Annotated in this window: 10 protein-coding genes; 1 reads left to right on the top strand and 9 read right to left on the bottom strand. The window is 42.3% G+C overall.

Going from position 1 to position 17,250, the window contains the following annotated elements; genetic code table 11:
• Positions 1–409: 409 nt before the first annotated feature.
• Positions 410–1,327 (bottom strand): dihydrodipicolinate synthase family protein, encoded by a 918-nt coding sequence (locus tag ACFSKL_RS09435; RefSeq protein ID WP_376885665.1) that lies wholly within the window; start codon positions 1,325–1,327, stop codon positions 410–412.
• A gap of 443 nt (positions 1,328–1,770) precedes the next feature.
• Here ACFSKL_RS09435 and ACFSKL_RS09430 point away from each other — a divergent pair, with 443 nt between their 5' ends.
• The gene (locus ACFSKL_RS09430) at positions 1,771–3,540 is read left to right on the top strand and encodes a DUF885 family protein (RefSeq protein WP_376885663.1); all 1,770 of its coding nucleotides are present in this window, start codon (positions 1,771–1,773) and stop codon (positions 3,538–3,540) included.
• Positions 3,541–4,227: 687 nt separating this feature from the next.
• Here the strand turns inward: ACFSKL_RS09430 and ACFSKL_RS09425 are convergent.
• The 8 genes from ACFSKL_RS09425 to ACFSKL_RS09390 form a co-directional block, all read right to left on the bottom strand.
• Complete coding sequence (locus ACFSKL_RS09425) at positions 4,228–6,582, bottom strand: alpha-L-arabinofuranosidase C-terminal domain-containing protein (protein ID WP_376885661.1); 2,355 nt, start codon at positions 6,580–6,582, stop codon at positions 4,228–4,230.
• A 192-nt stretch (positions 6,583–6,774) separates the two neighbouring features.
• Positions 6,775–7,767, bottom strand: a complete 993-nt coding sequence (locus tag ACFSKL_RS09420) for a hypothetical protein (RefSeq protein ID WP_376885660.1) — start codon at positions 7,765–7,767, stop codon at positions 6,775–6,777.
• Position 7,768: 1 nt separating this feature from the next.
• The gene (locus ACFSKL_RS09415) at positions 7,769–8,419 is read right to left on the bottom strand and encodes a hypothetical protein (protein ID WP_376885658.1); all 651 of its coding nucleotides are present in this window, start codon (positions 8,417–8,419) and stop codon (positions 7,769–7,771) included.
• Between the two features lie 12 nt (positions 8,420–8,431).
• Positions 8,432–9,907, bottom strand: coding sequence for a RagB/SusD family nutrient uptake outer membrane protein (locus tag ACFSKL_RS09410; protein ID WP_376885656.1), 1,476 nt, complete (start codon positions 9,905–9,907; stop codon positions 8,432–8,434).
• A gap of 31 nt (positions 9,908–9,938) precedes the next feature.
• Entirely contained in the window at positions 9,939–13,079 is a 3,141-nt protein-coding gene (locus tag ACFSKL_RS09405; RefSeq protein WP_376885654.1) for a SusC/RagA family TonB-linked outer membrane protein, read from the bottom strand.
• A 504-nt stretch (positions 13,080–13,583) separates the two neighbouring features.
• Positions 13,584–15,440 carry a DUF4859 domain-containing protein gene (locus ACFSKL_RS09400; RefSeq protein WP_376885653.1) on the bottom strand — a complete coding sequence of 619 codons (1,857 nt, stop codon included), beginning with the start codon at positions 15,438–15,440 and terminating at the stop codon, positions 13,584–13,586.
• Between the two features lie 212 nt (positions 15,441–15,652).
• Positions 15,653–15,910 carry a hypothetical protein gene (locus tag ACFSKL_RS09395; RefSeq protein ID WP_376885651.1) on the bottom strand — a complete coding sequence of 86 codons (258 nt, stop codon included), beginning with the start codon at positions 15,908–15,910 and terminating at the stop codon, positions 15,653–15,655.
• On the bottom strand, positions 15,907–17,235 hold the full coding sequence (locus tag ACFSKL_RS09390) for a PepSY-associated TM helix domain-containing protein (RefSeq protein ID WP_376885649.1): 1,329 nt from the start codon (positions 17,233–17,235) through the stop codon (positions 15,907–15,909). Before ACFSKL_RS09390 ends, ACFSKL_RS09395 begins: the two co-directional genes overlap by 4 nt.
• Positions 17,236–17,250: the final 15 nt, after the last annotated feature.

Raw genomic sequence — 17,250 nt, 5'->3', positions numbered from 1 at the left:
TCAAAAGTTAATTTAAAAAAAATATAATTTAAGAATAATAGATAAAAAGTTTCGAAATCGATTCCGTAAGTGATAATATGTTAAAATCAGAATGAAACGGAATTATTCAATTTAAAACCAAAATAATTCAAAAAATAATTACTTTCGTAATAACAATTTATACAATTATTATTTGCTGATTTTACTGTATAGAATTCTTGATTTAACAAAAATTTCATTTACTAAAATTTGAAAATGAAATTTCAACAATGGGTCGCCAATAGAGACAGTTATACATAGTAAAAAACAAGGTGGATTTATTGGTTATCAATACTTTTTTGACAGTCCATCAAAAACACTATGCTCTCATCTAATACATCCCCCATCTCGGAAGAAGCACCCCCTCCCGAGATAGGGGTCATATCCTAAACTATTCTGCTGCCAGTACGGTATAACCTTCCAATACAGGCCTATTGTCTATTCCTTTTTGGACCAGTTTCACTACCCTTTCCCTCTCTTCTCCGACCAGTTCCAATCTCGGTGCCCTTACCTTTGCCGAACCTATACCAGTCATCTCTTCGGCCAGCTTGATGTATTGCACCAACTTGGGATGGATATCCAACTCCAACAATGGCAAAAACCACCTGTATATCTCCAATGCCTCGGCGGTTTTACCCTCTTTGATCAACTTGAACAAAACCACCGTTTCTTTGGGAAAGGCACATACCAACCCTGCCACAAGCCCATCCGCTCCCATGGTCAGACTCTCCATGGTCAGGGTATCTACCCCACATAGGATCTTGTATCGATCCCCAAACTTGTTGATCATCCTGGTCACATTGGACACATCCCTTGTCGATTCTTTGACCGCTTGGATATTTTCGTAAGGCAAAAGTTCCTCAAAAACCTCCAGTGTGACATAAGTCTTGTAATCTATCGGATTATTGTAGATCATGATCGGCAAAGTCGTGCTTTTGGCAATGTCCGCAAAATACGTCACCAACTCCCTATGATCTGTAGTGTAGCGCATTGGCGGCAACAGCATCAACGCATCCACACCCATACTCTCAGCTGCTTGGGCACAGGCTATCGCCTTCTTGGTAGACCCTTCAGCGATATTCAATATCACCGGAACCCTACCCTTCACATATGCAATGGTTTTGCTGGTAAGCTCCATCTTTTCCTCATCTTCCAATACACTGGACTCCCCTAATGTTCCTCCCAAAATAATCCCCGCAACCCCGGCATTTATCTGCTCTTCAACATTTATAAAAAACAGCTTATAATCGATGCTGCCATCTACCGAAAACTTTGTTGTCACGGCAGGCAAAACTCCATTCCAATTCATTTTTTGTATATTTTGATCCTCTTCAAAATTACGACATCAGCCCCCAATAATATTGCACCAGATTAGTCAAGGCTTATACAATATTGGCAATTACAATTTTGGATAGATTATTTTATTAAATTCAACAATAAAAACGCTATAGATTCTATCCAATACTATCGACTAAAGACCGATAGGTTTGGTTTCGTCTAAAGGCAACTAAAGTACATCCGAGAATTAGTGTTCTTTGTGAAAACCTTTGTGGTCATTGTGGTAAAAATTATAACCACAAAGATCACCAAGTAAAAACACCAAGTTCACAAAGAAAAACACGAAAGTCTTTGCTTAATGGCGAGGGATATCCCCCCAGATTGACTAATAGTGAGGCTGATTTTAAAATCCATTGCATTCACTGGCAAAGTGACTAATACACAGAATATCTATAATACATAAACAGAAAACCAATGTCCCCAACACCCGGAAATGTAAAAACCCATTCCCCACACCTATCTCAAACCCTGCCCAAGGCAAGGATTCTGGCAATCCTGTTTGTCTGTATATTGACTCCCCTTTTCTCAAATGCCCAGAGTCTCTATACCGAATTGGAATCCTATAAGGCAGATCTGTCTACCCTGAACAGAAAATACACCAACAGACATTCTGAAGAGTACTTTGAGCGCATCGACAGACATTATTCAGACTGGCTGAACCAGCTCGACAAGATTGATTTCGGGGATCTGGATCGGGATGCCCAAATAGACTATCTTATCTTTAAAAACAAACTCACTAAAGATCGATACTTTCACCAGCAGTCTTACGCTTCCTACAAAGATGTCATGCATGTCGCTTCATTTTCAGGCCCTTTGTCTGACTTTTACACCCAGAGAAGAAAAGGCACCAAACCTGATGCGCAGAAATTGGCTGGTGTATTCAAGGAAACAACAGAAAAAGTCAAAAGCCTACACCGAAGCTTGGAAAAAAGCAGTCCATTCGACAGCTGGCAAAAAGCTGAGCTGGCAAGTGATGCCATCCATAGCTTACAAAGCAATGTTGAAGAAGCCTTTGGATTCTATAATGGTTATGACCCGGAGTTTTCATGGTGGATGAAGATGCCTTTCGAAGAGCTGAACGAAAGCTTGACTGCCTACAAAACGTTCTTGAAGGAGCATTATCAAAATACACTTGTAAAAGACGATGGCAGTGGGATCATCGGAAAACCTATTGGAAAAATAGCCTTGGAAAAAGAGCTCGAATTCGAGTATATCCCCTATTCTCCCGAGGAGTTGATAGCCGAAGCTGAGAAACAATTCGCTTGGTGTGAGGAGGAAATGCTGAAAGCATCCAACGAACTTGGCTACGGAAATGACTGGAAAGCTGCGATTGAATACGTCAAAAACACCTATGTGGCACCTGGTACCTGGCCAGAGGACATCTATTTTTTGGCAGAAGAAGCGATCCAGTTCCTTGAAGACAGGGACCTGATTACGATCCCCGAATTGGCAAAAGAAACTTGGAGAATGCGCATGATGTCTCCCGAGGCCCAGCGGATCAACCCTTTCTTCCTTGGTGGTGAAGTGATCCAAATATCTTACCCTACATCCACCATGAGCCATGAGGAAAAAATGATGAGCATGAGGGGAAACAACCCGCACTTTTCCAGGGCGACCGTCCAACATGAATTGATCCCTGGACACCATTTGCAGGGCTACATGATGCAAAGACATAAGCCATACAGATCACTTTTCTCCACCCCGTTTTGGATAGAAGGCTGGGCGCTCTATTGGGAAATTGCACTTTGGGACAAATCATTCCCGAAATCCCCAGAAGATAAAGTAGGGATGTTGTTTTGGAGAATGCATCGCTGCGCAAGAATCATCTTCAGCCTGAACTACCACCTGGAGAAAATGTCCCCCCAAGAAGCCATAGACTTCCTGGTAGACAAAGTCGGTCACGAACGTGCCAATGCAGAAGCAGAAGTAAGGAGGTCTTTTGAGGGGCGTTATGGCCCATTATACCAAATCGCATACATGGTAGGAGGACTACAGCTCTATGCGCTCAAGGATGAATTGGTAGAAAGTGGAAAAATGCCCGAAAAGGAATTTCACGACCTGATCCTCCAAAACAACAGCATCCCCATAGAAATCCTGCGAATTGTCTTGAGCGGAGAGGAAGTGAAGAAAAACTATACTACCAACTGGAAGTTTTTGGAAAATCTTGACATCCCCCACAGATAGATAGATCCAAAACCCAACAAAAATATTGAGATTGGGTCAAAAGAATGGTCTTTACCAAAAGGAAATTCTGCACGTCGATACTTCATTAAAAGAGATAGGAGAAAGATCGAAGGGACAACTCCCTTTGTCTTTCTCCTATCCTATTTTCATTATATGATTATCCGCTACTTTGCCAGTAAGTAAATAAGCAAAACATCATGTTGCGGATAATCGTCAACTACGCCACGGCGCACGAGTGTCAACAGCCTACGGTCAACAGATTGGACACAACAGTTGTTGGGAACATTTTAAAGGTCTACTTGCAAGAAAGCGTATATACATATTTCATTATTAGAGAAACTCCACAAAACAACCTTTGGCATGAAAATATCGGTATTTGCTTTTGAGTCAAGCTCAATATTTCTTCACACAAAAACACCTCAACTTTTCCACTGACAATTAGCCATTTATGCTACTTTTCCAACACTAAAGACAAAACCTGGGCTTTGTGGACTTGGTGGTGAAAAAAACCTAACCACAATGGACACGGCAGAATACACAAAGAACATAAAAACACCAAACATAATCTTCGTCTAAAGACGGGGGAATTACCCCCTGAGTGTGGCATTAAAAAAAATAGAGCCCGATTGGGTTCAATCGGACTCTATCAGTATTTGAAGGCCAAAGAAAATAAATTGGCTTTTGGTATTACTCTACAGGGAATTTATAAATAACGGCACTCATTTTAGGCACTTTTACCTTTCCTCCATCCATGGTGACCATCTTGGATTCAAGGGTGATTTTTTCTTCTTTTTCTTCGTTGAAATCCATGTCATCAGAAGAGGTGATGATATACATCTCACCATTATTCTTTACCCCATTTCCATCCAGCCCAATCGTCAGCTCATAATCCTCAAAGTTGGCATTTACCACCGCCACGGTCAGAAATCCATTATCCTCGGTCAATGCAGCAGCCACATCCAAAGGCCTGTGATCCCCTTGCAAACTTACGGGAATAGTACCGAAATGATGCCTATACATCTTCAAGACCAGGCCCGTACTTTCCATCCAGCTGCCTGTTTGGGTTGCTTTGATAGCACCTATCACATTGACTGTCTGTGCGTAATTGGCCATATAATAAATATCCGATTGTCTCGAAAACTCATTCAATCCCGCAGCAATACCCAAAGCATCCCTCAAGAAATAGCGTGTTCCCAGCAATCCATGGACATGTGGGCCATACCAGTAATTCCACTCGTCCATGGCAATTCTCAGTACTGGTTTTTCCGGATCACCACTTCTTTTCCTATGCTCTTCGGCCACCTCTTTGATAAGATCTGCAAGCTGCCGGGCATGTGTCAGCAATCCCCCGGAATGCCAATCCTGCTTATAGATATGCTCACTGATGTAATCCATATTGTCCAAACTATGCTCATACATCATGTCATTCCAATGCCCTGGGAATCCTACCCCGATCAGTTCAATATTGGGATCAACTTTAATCATTGCCTCTGCCACTTCATTATGCTTAACCACATATTCTTCTATTGGTATATTACCCAATTGCCAATCGCCAAACATCTCGTTGCCGACTGCCCATAGCTTCACGTTGTATGGTGCTTCATGGCCGTTATCAGCTCGCCATTTACCCATTTTTGTAGAGACATCCCCATTGACATATTCTACTTCCTCTGCAGCCATTTTTGCTGTTCCCAGCCCTGTGTTGACCGCAATGTTTGCATCGGTATCCAACAACTTGCACAATTCCATAAATTCATGGATTCCCACATCATTGGTTTCCAATCCATCCCAGGCACGCTCGTAGCGGGTAGGTCGCACGTCACGGTCACCCAAACCATCTTTCCAATCATAGCCACTCACAAAATTGCCCCCTGGCCAACGGTAGATAGGCGCATTCAGCTCTTTCATCAATGCCAAAACATCTGGTCTGAACCCTTTCACATTGTCCGAAGGCATCAATGTGGCTGCCAACAAACGCATCTTTCCCAAGCCTTTGGCTGTAATCCCCAAACCACCGGCTTCCACCTCACCCGAAGGCTGGAAGGAGAAAGCCACTTTGGTATGTCCTTCTGATTTTTCTTTGGAAGTAATCTCGGCTGCATGCTTTTGGTCTCCGGACAGCCAGAATACTTCAGGCTCTACATTGTCAGGAATATCCAACAAAAAGTAACCCTCGTAAGCTTTCGCCTTAAATTTCAGGTTCCTTTGCTCCAAACCCTGCTCTTGGTCGGCACTCAAATCCAACAATGGTGTCGGATTCCCTGAATACTTGTAATTGCTGTCATGGGATATTTTTGATCCCCATATTTTCCATGGGCTGTTTTTTGCGCCAGGGGCATAGTAGAATTTCCGATCTTCCAACAACTCAGCCCAAATCCCTCCATAGATACATTTGCCCATATGTTCGATAAATTGACCATAGATATACGCTTCCATGGGAGCTTTCTGGACTGTCAAATCAATATTGACAGCAGGTTTCAACTCAGCAAGGGCAATTTCCCGAACCTCCACATCTTTGAGGTATATGGCTCCTTTTGCAGGACCTTCCTTTCCCAAGACACTTTCTATCAGGAAGCTATCAAAACCTTCTGTATTGAATTCCTGCTCAAAGGAAATCCAATCCGAGGTACCGACCAGTATGGTGTCATTGTCTATCTTTATTTGTCCCAGCCGGATTCCAGCACCACCTTTTCCACCTTGGCTCACCACATTCTCTGCTTTGATCTTTGCTGTGATTTTGTAGGTGCTGTAAGGCTTCAGTTGAACCTTCCTATACCACCTGGATATAGAAAACGAATCTGCCTCAATCGCCAAAACCCCAAGGGCAGAACTTTCCGAAGGGATGATTTTATAATTTTCCTTTGGACTCCAGTACTCCCGTTCCCATCCATTCAGGCTGTCTTTTTCGGGGCTAAAAGTTGGAGACAGTCCGAGAATCTGGGAATCGACCGAAGTGTCGCAGGAGAAAGTGCTAAAAGCGATCATCCCCAAAAACAATATCGACAGCATATCTGACAATCTTTTTACTAATCCTTTTTTCATATTAATATGACAGTTAATTTCTTAATTTTAATATCATTTCCATTTGGCATTTTGTCCTATAATGACAAAAAAGAGAGAAAAAGATCTTCTCTCCTTTTTTATAAATAAACCCTAAACAATTTAACTTGACTACATGCTTATATCTTCAATTGACCTAAGATTGAAGTAGCATAATTACTTCTCTTACTTACTTTAGATATCTATAAAATCACATTTGATAGTGATATTATAAGTACCAGGAAGATTGAATTTCATATAACTGTTTATCCTGACATTAAAGCTATTAAACCCTGCTTTTGCTTCAAACTCCTTGGCCACATCTCCAGTGGGACTAAAAGAAAACCCGAAATTTCTCCAAGGCTCAATCCAAGAATAAGGAAAGGGTGTAACTGGATAAGAATAGGAAACCTTGGTATCGCTTACATCACTTGGCACCTCTCCATCCCAAGGAGTAGAATCGCTAAACTTATATCCGTCAGAAATCCTTTGTTCCTGAAAGCCATACTTGCTGGGATTGATTACTTCACCATCCTTGTCCACAAATTTGAATGTCACTTTGTTCTCTCCAGATGAGTCCCATTCTGTAGAAGATCCAAATCCAAAGAATATTTCTTGTACAACATCCTTACCCTCTTCATCCTTCACTGTTCTGAAGGCTGATGCACCGCCATGTACATCGGGAAGTGGGTTGGCTTCGTGGATAATGATCGTACAGATATCTTTGACCACCCTGGTCCCTGCCCCGTTGGAAACTTCTACATCCATGGTATATTCTCCCACCGGGATATTGAACGTTTGGTTGGAAAACAACATGGAACCACCTGACTCCACTACGGAAAATATAGGCATCAACTTCTCTGATACTTTCTCATTGATAGACTCATAGGTATCGGTTTTGGAAATCGAACTGGTATAAACTGATGTCGAGTATTCCTTAAAGAACAAGTCATTCACCACTTCCCCTGTAACTTTGTTGCGAATCTCCGTAGGGATTACCTTCAATGGCAAAGTAGACCCATCACCCTGAATAGTGTTGGATGTGACAACCCTTCCCTGAGGAACATAAAATGGGTTCTGTGAGTAGAAAATATTGTCGCTTATAAATCCCTCAGGAACTTCTGCACAAGCTGTCAACACAAAAACAGCCAAAAGGACACTGCATATATTTACGTATGTAAGTCTCATATTATTGGAAGTTAAAATTAAGGTAATGGAGGTTTTCTAGAATATGGACAGTTCCAGTTGTGGTCGAAATATTACTGGTCTGAACATAATTACTTCTGTCTCGCTCGTTAACAGGTATTTGATCTATAGGAATCCCCATTTCAAAATCAGACTCCCCTACGATTCTGAATACGCGGAGTCTGTAAACAGGCTGTGTAGTCCATTGCGTGTACTGAAACTGTGTTTGAAGTTCCTTGTGTAAATCAAACCGTTTCCCCCCTTTACTTTCTATGATATTGGATTCCACATCCAGGGATTCCAAAGTGGTAACCGGATCAAACAGGTAATTTCTCAGAGAGTCTCGTGTGGTATATGTAAACAGGGAATCCAAAGTCCAGTTTGCTCTCATGCTCCTGCCTATGCTATAATCAGTGATTGCCAACACAGTACCTGCTGCATTGACCTCTTCCTTCATTCCCAGGTTGTCGATTAGCATGACCAGCGTATCAAAATTTGAGAATCGTTCTGTCCTCAAATAATCATAGGTCGTCATGTTCACTTTCGGATTATGTATCCCGTCTTCTGTGAGATATTCATATGCACAGGAAGGCAGCAAGGATATCACCAAGATACCAGCCATGATGTATGTTATACAATTGCTTTTCTTTTTCATAATAGTATTGGTTTAGAGTCTACTATCCCAAAATTGGGTTTGTGTCAAAATCGGGTTGTTGTTGAACAAAATGGGATCAACTGGCCAATAACTTTTTCCACCCTCAAAATCAGCCGGGGTAATAAACTCAAATTTGTAAATTTGCTTGTGTCGGGCCATTCTTACCATATCAAAAAACCTGTGTCCTTCCAGAAACAGCTCCCGGGCCCGTTCTTCCATGACTTCCTGATAAACATCATCTGGATTGGTCAGGGGCTGGATTTCATTCACCTCCCTTACCTCATTGAGAATTTGTAATGCCTCGGCATTGCGCCCGACAGCAGCAAGTGCTTCGGCTTTCAGCAATCTCAGCCCTGTATACCTATAGATATTGATCACGTATGAGTACCTTGGTCCAATTCTGTCCCCTTCATTTTCCCAACTAAAGTTGAGGTACTTCATGATCATAGGTCTTGGTTGATCCACTTTTTGAAAGCCATATTTGAATCGGATATCATCTTGGTCCTCAAACAGGGCATTCAAACGGCTTGTACTAATGGCAAACAAGGGCTCTGGACGATCCCTGTGATAAGGGGTAGCCCCAGTCACCCAAGCGATATCACTATCCAACCCCGATTCGAAAGTATTTTCCATATCTTCCAAAAGCCTTGGAAGGAAGAAAACATTATCGGGGGTATTGCCTGAATAGAACCTGTTTATATAATCACTTTCCCCACGAGGACCATAGCCATAAGTGCCGTTGGCGTCCATCTGATCAAGCGCCAATATAGTTTCAGGATAATTGCCCAACCAAGCTTCGAAATGGGCTTTCAAGGCATAGGCTACCGCTTTATTGGCCCTTATTCCTCTTTTCCCTCTATAAGAGGTAGAAAGAAGCGCAATCGCTTTGTCTATATCACTTCGGATAAGCTCATATACTTCTTCTTTTGGTGATCTGGGAATATTGGTTGCCAAAATCACATCTTTCACCACTTCAGTAGACATTGGAACATCACCCCATATTTTGGTAATATATAGGTAGGTAAACGCTCTCAGAAAGTAGCCCTCGCCCAACAAATGGCTTTTGACGGACTCATTGCTAAAATTGCCTACGGGTATTGCCGGCACTTTTTCTACAATGCTATTGGACCAATCAATCACCCGGTAGAATGAAGTCCAGTCTCTATGTTTTACTTGCGGTCTCCATACTTCGCTTGCCGCAAAGGAATAGTCCAAGGAAAATTGCCTGGCGAAGTTAAAATCCCATTCACAGTTGCTGAATTGATCTGAAGTCACATCCCCATAAGTGAAATACCTACTCGCTTGTGTCATGGCATTTCTCAACAAGCTATAACCTCCATTTACTGCAACTTCCACCTCATTTTCATTGCTCCAAAAAGCCTCATCTACCGCCACACTTATTGGCTCCCTGTCCAAAAAGTCTTGGCATGCCCCAAGCACAAACAATGCTGCAAAGAGGACAGATATTTTAATATAGTTCATTTTCATAATTCCTTCTTTTTTCAGTTATTATCTTGAATTAAAATTCTATATCCACGCCAAGTGTAAACTTGGGAGGCAATGGATAGCCATCTCCCCTTGTATACCCTCCTGGATCACCCACTTCCGGATCGGGAAGGTTTGCTTGATGCCACAGGAATACATTCTCCCACATGCCATACAGCCGAACACTTCTCAGCTTGGCCTTATCCAATATATTTTGGGGAAGTCTGTAGCCTACTTGTATATTTTTAATTCTGAAAAAAGAGCCATCATCGATAAAGTAAGACTGGGCGATGTGGTAGTTGTCTACCGTGTTTTGGGCTCCAAGAATCCTTGGATACACAGCTTCGGAACCCGGCTCTGTCCAAAAACTGAAATTATCGAAATTTGATGCAGGACCGGAATTTGTACCCCAATCAGCCCAATATCTTTGAGATCCATTCAATTTGTCTGAAAGAAACCCGTTCCATAATTTTCTACCGGCAACAAAGTATGCATAGACTCCAAAAGTCCAGTTCTTATAGATAAAGTTGTTGTTAAAACCTCCAGAATACTTTGGGTGCGGATTTCCAAGTAAAACTTTATCCTGATCATCAATATTATAATCTCCATTGATATCCCTTCTAATCGGATCCCCTGCACGGAAAAAATTCCCTCCATACCATCTTGTCGGCTCACCGGTAAGTGGGTTGACAGGCACTTGATCATCATAGTCATATATTCCATCCACCATCCACACACTATATTCATATATCGGACGGCCTTTGGTCAAGACATATTGTAACCAAGGTGGCCCAACTTTATAATCCCTGTTGTCGTTGGGCAACTCGGTGATCATGTTTCTATTGATAGCCAACACAAAATTTATGGACCATTGTAGGGAACCTCCCGGCTTGAGATTTTGGGTAGTCAATGTAAACTCAACCCCTTCATTTCTAATCGAGGCAACATTGCCAAACCCTTGTGTATATCCTGTGGTCACCGGAACCATGACATTGAATGGGATATTTCTGGATTCTCTATTGTATATTTCTGTTGTCAAATTGATCCGATCCTTGAAAGCCCGGAGGTCAAAACCAATATTCCATTGAGGATCTGTCTGCCAAGTTAAGCTGCCCCCTGTAGCGACTGCATTGTAATCGGGATAGATAAAGGCTTTTCCTCCATAGCTGTTTACGGGCCTTGGTCCATAGCCCATATCCCCACCTTGGGTTATGGCTGTCAGTCTTCGGAAAGAAGCATAAGGATCACCAGGATCATAACCTGTCATCCCATAGCTTCCCCGGATTTTGAGAAAGTCAACAATATTGCTCTGCGGAAAGAAGGACTCTTCAGTCATTACCCATCCTACTGACACCGAGGGAAAATGCACCCATTTATTCTGCTGTGCATAGCGGGAAGACCCATCCATTCTCCAAGAAGCTGAGAATAAGTATTTGGCAGCAAAGTCATAATTGGTTCTGGCAAAAACAGCCAATCTTGAATAATCAGAAACAAAGGTATTGCTCCAGCGGTCTACAAAATCCGTATTGATCCCCTGGATGGTTTTATAGAAATCCGTAGGGAGGTTGGTGGCTCCGAAGTTTTCCGATTTACTTTGAAATACCTTTGCACTTTGTCCCAAGATCGCACTGATATTGTGCCTTCCAAAAGTCTGTGCATACATCAGGTAGTTCTCTACTTCCCAGTTGGAGTTGCTTTGGCTGCTAAACCTGGCTTCCGGTGTACGGGAATTACTAATCGTAGAAGCCCTTGCTTCTTCCCTTCTGCTACTTGTCAAAAATCCAGTAGCATTGACATTGAATGAAAGAAAATCAGTCAACAGAAGCCTTCCCTGCAAATTGGCGGAAATATAATTATCGACATTTTTGTCACGGATATCGTTATACGCTCCCTTGTATCTGTTGATCTCATCGTCGGTGAGATTCCAGAAAGAGGAAGGGAAACCCCAAGGGGAAAAAGGGTAGTTATCCGCCAATCCATTTCCCCTTTTTCTATCCGAAAAAGATCCCATCAGCGTAAGGTCGAAATTCAACCTGTCATGGGGTTTAGCATTCAAAAACACTGTCCCCTGATATCTTTTAAAGCCCGTATTCAGCAAAGTCCCCTGTTCATCGAAGTAGCCTAACGAAACCCTGTAGCTGCTTTTTTCATTCATCTGGGCAATGGAAAAATCCATATTGCTGATGGTTGCATTTTGTAACAGCATGCCTTGCCAATCAGTATTGTTGTTGAAGGAGCTGTTTAGACTATCTGTCAGATAAGGACTCAAGTTATGCCAGAAATTCTCATCTCGCGGGGCAAATTTCTGGATCAGGTCCATTTTGTACCTTCTCTCCGCCGCACCTGTATACACAGGCATCATCCGGGGGATATTGCTCCGGCCCGTATAGGCATTGATCCTGATCTGAGGCTTACCGTCTTTTGGCCTTTTGGTTTTGATGATGATCACCCCATTGGCAGCACGCGATCCATAAATGGCCGCCGCCGATGCATCTTTCAGAATATCGATGGACTCGACATCATTAGGATTTAGCATGGCTATGGGATCCACTCCAGATGCCGCCGAACCCATCTCATTGAGGTCCAAGAGTACCCCATCCACTACGTAGAGCGGATAGTTGTTCCCATTTGGTCCAGATAGATTGCTTACCCCCCTTAGATTTACCGTATTGGGAGCTCCTGGTTCACCTGATGAAGCCAATACTGTAAGTCCGGCCACCTTCCCCTGCAAGGCCATGTTCAAACTCGGCGAGGGGGAATTTTCGATATCCCGGGATTGTACAGTGGATATGGATGCCGTAGAGAGATCCCGCTCGATATTCTGATATCCTATGACTACTGCGTCTTCCATTTGAAGGAAGTCAGGATCCAGGTAGATCTCAATCTGCGTTTGATTCCCTACGGTAATCTCTTTCTTCTTGAAGCCGATGGCTGACACGACCAATACCGGGTTTCCCGATTTAATCTCTAGTGTAAACCGCCCATCAACATCACATGCCGTCCCATTGGACGTCCCTTTTATCAGGATATTGGCTCCTATCAAAGCCTCCTTGGAATCCGAATCATACACAGTCCCTTTGACGATGTGCTGTGCCCACCCTCCATGAGAGATGAAAGTTGCCAAGAGCATTATCAGAATACTCCGGGCATACCAATTGGTAAAGATTTGTTTCATAGTTTGTATGTTTGGTTTGAAATATATGCATCAATCAAAACCCGTGTAACAAACTCTTTTACAACACATTGACATCTTCATAAAAGAGACTGGATTTTGAATTTTATAAATTTAAAAAGTATTTAAGTGTATTTTTAACACTAAATTAACCATGAATGACACTAGATTACTAAAAGTATAGAAATTAGAAATAATTTCTCTCTTAACACTGTATTTACATTATTTAATATTGAATTTATCAGATATAGACAAAGTTTACCACACACTTAAAATCTGCGACAAAAGAAACCTCTAATCTTAAATTTCTCCAACATTAAGCATCGCTCAAATAACAAATCCAATACCTATTAAAAACATAGGAAGGAAGAGTATTCATAATTCAAAATCACAAAAAAGGGTAGGCTCAAAAATTTGAGCCTACCAAGATTTCTAAAATTTCCCTATGCCACTATTATGATATAAACAAGCTTTCCCTACCTCATCCCACCCAAAACCTAATTTGTATCAGATCAAAGTGATATTGAATTTCACGGTCACCTGGACTGTCTGGCCAGGCAAATATGTGTAAACAAAAGCCTGACTGATCTCATAGGTATCCCCAGGCTGGCTGTGTCCTGGATACTGGCCAATAGTAAATGTGAAATTACTTTCACTAAACTCAGAAAAGACTTTAGCATCCTCACCCCAGTTACAGATATTACCATCGGCATCAAACCAGTGGCCATATCCATTGGCGGTATTGGTGGCATTGAGCGTGCCATCACCCTCCACACCAAAAAACTGGATACTTTCTCCAAAACTGCTGATGATTTCATTGGGCTGCAACACAAAAGCCTCCGCCAACTCGGCCATGTTCAAAGTAATGGTAGGACCAACATAGTCAGTGCCACTAACTGGAAATTCCACATCAATGCTTATGGTTCGATCACTTGGAACAGCATCTTCCGGAAAATCCACCATTCCCAATATATTGGTATTCGAAAATTTGACCTTATAAGGCCACTGGTCATCATTGGATTCATCATCATCCCATGCGTGCGGTTGATAAGTATTGGGAGCACCTGTCACCACAAACCAAAGTTTGCTACAATTTTGTGGTACTTCAAAGCTCGCAACTCCCGTCATCCCCTGATTCATATCGCCATAGACCCTTTGCCCATTTTCGAGAAGTGCCACATAGCCATATCTCCATCCAGCCCTGCTTGGATCGGCTACAGCATTGTAACCTGAGGCATTGACCAATCCAGTAAAATTCGCAGAAACTGTTCCCCCACCTTCAGGCACATTAAGAGGAATTACATTATAGCCTGTAGTACCCGGTGTGAAATCATAAGTTACCTGATGGCTTCCATCTTCCAAGGTTTGAAAATTGAACCTCTGCTTCCCAATATGGTCAGCTCCTTGCTGCCTCACTCCATCTAAATCCCATGTGACGTTTTTACTTGCCGCTTCATAGATTTCATTGTTGAATTGCTCTACAGATACCCCCGTCAGCCGCATGTACGCCTGGATAGGATCCTCGGGATTGACTGCTTCCCTCCATATCTTCCCAATAATGTCTATCCCATGTTTTTCTGTCCAGTAATAATGGATAAAGTAACTTGCATATCTATAGGCTTCATGACAAAGATGCCTGTGATAGTTATCTACATAAACTTGAAAGTCGTGGGTGGTAAAAACCTGTTCTGGATAAGATTGCCATGCCTGCCACTGGGCAGTCTGCTCCCAGAATGTATTCCCGCCATTTCCTCCGAAACCATAGCGAAAACCACTGCCTCCCTTTAGGTCAGAGAAAACCTGATACTGGAAACTGTGTCCGATTTCATGGGCAATGGTTGCCCCTACGGGTTTACAGGTTGACGGATTTACCCAGATTGCACCAATGACATCATCATACCCTGCCCCAAAAGCCATCCATTCTTCTTGGTAATACAAGAATATCATCATTTTATATTTATCCAGATTCGACTCGCCCACCCCTCTTTTAGCAAAGACAAGCTCATCTACATTGAGTTCATAGTATGTCTCCGCTTTGGCCAGCAAGTCGTCGATATCCACCCTGTAGAACTCGGGGACTTCTTGGGAATTGGGATCGTTTCCTTCGTACTTTTTGTCCCAAAACACGATAAAGTGATCTGATTGCCTACTTCTCTGGAAACTCCACGTACTGGAATCGTCATTGTAATCCATTTCTGAAAATTCATTGGGTACATAAATTTCCAATGAATCTGGTTCCAAGTCTCCGACTTCAGGTCCGGACGGTATCTGTTCAGTACAGCTGATGGAATATAGAGCCATCAGCATTATGGTGAAAATTACGGCGCTTTTTTTTTGTAGATTCGAAAAATTGATCTTTTCCATAGTCATAGTAGTTTAATGAGCTGATAACATGATTAATTTCAAGCAATTTATATTGGCAAACCCCATTTATGGTTTTGTCCAATTTAATATTACCTAAAGAACATTTAAAACTATCTAAACTTTTGGATATCACAGCAATACAATATCACCGAATACCGGTAGCAATTTCGCAAAAACCAAGAGCGGACAGTCAAAACCATTTCATCATCAGACTAGAAAAAACTAAATACAACAACCAGCAATAGAACAAATAAAAGCAGCAGGTGGAAATAAAGTTTTCTGATTTTGAATGTGAATGGCACCAGCAAAGCGAGAATGGAAGATACAATCAACAAGTTCAGATTGACCATTTTTCGGCCATAAATCAAATACATGTCCAACTGATACAACATCAGAATTATACTGACCAGAAGTACGCAGGAATAGAAAGGAAGGAGAAAATGCTCCAAGATTTTTTGGGGATTTTTCATACCTTGGTTTTATAAATCGAATGCTTTTTCATCCTTTTCTTGACCATTTTGATCCCAGAATAGACCAGAATCCCGACAAGTGTGAGATACACCAATGGTGTAACCAAAACTGACATGTATACATACCCGACCCAAACAGAACCAAATCCGAGTATGATCAAAACACCTATACCATAAAGTGTGAATACGATTGTCTTTTTCAATGCCATGGAAGATTGAACCTGCTTTCCCTTTTTTCTGGAGAGATAAATGACAAAACCACTGATTGACAGAAATCCCGAAGTCAAAGCCAAAAGAGCGTAGGCTATTTTAAGCCCCAACCCTCCAAACCTTCCAAAATGCAAGCCTTCCTGCAAAAAATAAAGCCAATGTCCCCATTCCTGATCCCGTATATCATAAGCAAACAATACCGCTCCGCTTTTTTTGTCCAGTACCACCTTGTTGATATGGGGTTCGATAGGCAATCCTGCGAGATCTCCGCGGATTTCCACAGATTGGCTTCCATCCACTGAAGGGATGACCATCACGGGGTGAAACCCAGGAATACTGGCCCGTGATTTCTCCAAAAAACCATAGTAATCAAAAGATGCTCCCTTGTCCTCATCTGCAGAAATCGGAATCTCTGCTCTTTTATAATTATTGGGGATTTTGATATCCAACCAGCTCATCAGCTTGGGCTGCAGACCCAACCAAGCTCCGGTGAGTGCTATGCCCAAATTGAACAACAGCGCTGCCATACCTATCAGTTTGTGCCAGTCAGCCATGAGGATCCGGATGCCTCTTCCCTGCCGGATTGTGCCGAAAAGCTGTTTTTTCATAAATTTTCCATAAATCAACAATCCGGTGATACAGGTCAGGGCCAGCCCCAACCCAGCCAGCCCAACCAGTTGCCTTCCGTACCATCCATCCAACAACCGGACATGTACCTGACGGAGAAAATTCACCAAGCTGTTAAGGTGATCCTTGACGGCAAGAATTTCTCCAGTATATGGGTCAGCAAATATCCTATACCTCGATGAGCCCAAAATCCCATTTGGATTATAGAAATCAAAAACCAAAGCCCTGTCCGGTTTTTGTGGTGGAACTATATTCAGCAAGACAAAACCCGGATACTGGCTTTGTAGATTGGACAACATTACAGCCACATCGGTGTAATTTTCACCTTTATCTATTTGATGGTATCTTGCTTCCAGCAAATGGTCTATTTCAGGAATGAATACAGCTAAAGCTCCCGTCAGGCTTAAGACAGCTATCACGATACCCACATACAGACCTGTCCAGTTGTGGATTTTCCAAAGGATATTTTTTGGTTTTGTCTGGGACACAAATATTGCAGTTAG

It is taken from the genome of Belliella marina, from assembly GCF_042682445.1.
Taxonomy (GTDB): Bacteria; Bacteroidota; Bacteroidia; order Cytophagales; family Cyclobacteriaceae; genus Belliella; species Belliella marina.
Note: the sequence above shows the minus strand (reverse complement) of the source record. Positions and strands in the feature narration are given on the sequence as shown.

Bases quoted from the DNA above. Each gene is read 5' to 3' on its own strand.
- ACFSKL_RS09435 (WP_376885665.1), bottom strand. From the start codon at position 1,327: ATGAATTGGAATGGAGTTTTGCCTGCCGTGACAACAAAGTTTTCGGTA.
- ACFSKL_RS09430 (WP_376885663.1), top strand. From the start codon at position 1,771: ATGTCCCCAACACCCGGAAATGTAAAAACCCATTCCCCACACCTATCT.
- ACFSKL_RS09425 (WP_376885661.1), bottom strand. From the start codon at position 6,582: ATGAAAAAAGGATTAGTAAAAAGATTGTCAGATATGCTGTCGATATTG.
- ACFSKL_RS09420 (WP_376885660.1), bottom strand. From the start codon at position 7,767: ATGAGACTTACATACGTAAATATATGCAGTGTCCTTTTGGCTGTTTTT.
- ACFSKL_RS09415 (WP_376885658.1), bottom strand. From the start codon at position 8,419: ATGAAAAAGAAAAGCAATTGTATAACATACATCATGGCTGGTATCTTG.
- ACFSKL_RS09410 (WP_376885656.1), bottom strand. From the start codon at position 9,907: ATGAAAATGAACTATATTAAAATATCTGTCCTCTTTGCAGCATTGTTT.
- ACFSKL_RS09405 (WP_376885654.1), bottom strand. From the start codon at position 13,079: ATGAAACAAATCTTTACCAATTGGTATGCCCGGAGTATTCTGATAATG.
- ACFSKL_RS09400 (WP_376885653.1), bottom strand. From the start codon at position 15,440: ATGGAAAAGATCAATTTTTCGAATCTACAAAAAAAAAGCGCCGTAATT.
- ACFSKL_RS09395 (WP_376885651.1), bottom strand. From the start codon at position 15,910: ATGAAAAATCCCCAAAAAATCTTGGAGCATTTTCTCCTTCCTTTCTAT.